This is a genomic window from Anaerotignum lactatifermentans DSM 14214, from assembly GCF_900142265.1.
GTDB classification, from domain to species: domain Bacteria; phylum Bacillota; class Clostridia; order Lachnospirales; family Anaerotignaceae; genus Anaerotignum; species Anaerotignum lactatifermentans.
Genome location: NZ_FRAH01000148.1, coordinates 1 through 1,905, shown reverse-complemented (window position 1 = coordinate 1,905; position 1,905 = coordinate 1). Strand labels below are relative to the sequence as shown.

Here is a 1,905-nt window from a genome sequence, read left to right as displayed (position 1 = left end):
TCGGTTCTTCCGAACTTTGGATTTCATTCACAATTTTTATACTATCTTCTTCCTTCTCCGCCTCTGTTTTCTTCTCTACTACTAAGCTTGCAAAGTTCTTTACAAAAATAATAGAGGGCTTACCCAGCCCTCTTTTCTTTCTTTCAATCAAGCCGATACCTTTTACAGTATCCAACTCTGCCAATATTTTTACGCCTTTATCTTTTCCACAATTTAAATCCTCCATGATATTTTCCAGCGTATAAATGATATAGACTCTATTTTCTTCGTCCAGCCATCCATTTTTCATAGACAAGGACATTCTGTCCAACATCAATCCATAAAGCAACTTTGCATCCGTTGACACCTGTTTGAATCTTGGATCTTGTATCAAAACACGAGGTATTCTGAAAAATAAAAATTGTTCTGCCTCTGTTCCATAGTAATAGTCAAATACTTCTTCCTTGCCCAACCTCTCCACCTCCTGTTCGCTGCTGCCATTCCTCCAAAAGTTGAAAAATGACTTTTTCTATATCCTCATTGCTGTATGAAGACGGAAAATATGACTTCAGCCTGTTCCTATTGATCGAGAGTGCATCCGATTTTTTCTTTTGACTATCTAATAAAAATTCTTTTGCCTTCTCTTGCGTCAATGTTCCGTTCTGCGCACACTCTTTACACAATTCTGCTGCTTTTGTACTGATTTGTACCTTTTCGTCCACTATGATATCCAATATCCAGTCCTGCTCTTCCTGATTTAGAAATGAAAGGGCAATTCCTTGGACAATACCCATTTTTTTGCGATCCAACAATTCCAATAAATCATCACTTAATCTGGAAAGCCAAATATATCGCTGTACTGTCTTCCCGCTTTCACCAAAAGCCTCTCCCATCTGTTCCAGCGTATGTAAACCATTTTGTACCCCTTGATGCTTCAGTGCCTCATATTTCATTTTATAGGCTTTTGCTTTCTGACTGGGAAGAATATTTCTACGATAAATATTAGAATCCACCATCAATATCGTTGCTTCATCATCACCGCAATCTGTTACTACTGCCGGAATGACATTTTGTCCAATTGCTTTACAGGCTGATGTTCTTTTATGCCCGGATATGATTTCATATCCACCTTGTGTTCTCTTTCGAACCAAGATTGGTTCCAGGACTCCATACTTTTTTACGCTTTCCATCAGTTCCTGCATCTCTGCATCCATCTCAAAACGAAAAGGGTGGTCTGGAAATTCGTGTAGCTCCGAAACATCTATTTCTATAACACTTTTCCCTTGTTGTTCCGCATCATTTGTACCAAACAAATCATCATAGCTTGTCAGTTTAATATTGCTTACACCATTTTTCACTTCCTATTACCTCCTCTGTTAGTGTCTGATAGGCTTGTGCAACTTTTCCTTTTGGATCATGACGAAAAATACTTATTCCTTGTGTAGAAGCCTCCTGTGCTCTTACAGACATCGGAATATGATTTTCAAAAATTTTTATATTTCTTCCATAAGCTTCTCGCAGCATTGTTGTAATATCCTTTGCATAATTCGTTCTGCTATCCACCATTGTAATCAAAATACCTTCAATTTCAATTTTAGGATTTAAGTGGCGTTTTACCTTTGAGATGGTTTTGATTAACTGTTCCAAGCCTTTTACAAGTAAATAAGCCGCCTGCACAGGTATCATAACGCTATCTGCACAGGAAAGTACATTTATCGTCAATGTACTAAGTGAAGGCATACAATCAATGATAATATAGTCATACCTATCTTTTATCAGTGATACATACTGCTTTAAAATCTGTTCCCTGCTCATAACATTAACTAAAGATACCTCTAAACCAGAAAGCTCGATATTGCCAGGCAAAATATCAATGCCTTCCTCATGGTGTAAAATTCCTTCTGTTGGCATAATTTCTTCTTCCTT

3 protein-coding genes are annotated in these 1,905 nt (G+C 37.4%); all 3 read right to left on the bottom strand.

Annotation, left to right across the window (positions count from 1 at the left end):
• The coding region (locus tag BUB35_RS18260; protein ID WP_143185513.1) for a replication initiator protein A at positions 1–451 on the bottom strand (451 nt) is incomplete at its 3' end.
• Positions 429–1,337, bottom strand: a complete 909-nt coding sequence (locus BUB35_RS18255) for a ParB/RepB/Spo0J family partition protein (RefSeq protein WP_072854056.1) — start codon at positions 1,335–1,337, stop codon at positions 429–431. The genes BUB35_RS18260 and BUB35_RS18255, both read right to left, overlap by 23 nt.
• Positions 1,312–1,905, bottom strand: a 594-nt coding sequence (locus BUB35_RS18250; protein ID WP_072854054.1) for a ParA family protein, incomplete at its 5' end; no start/stop codon positions are given. The genes BUB35_RS18255 and BUB35_RS18250, both read right to left, overlap by 26 nt.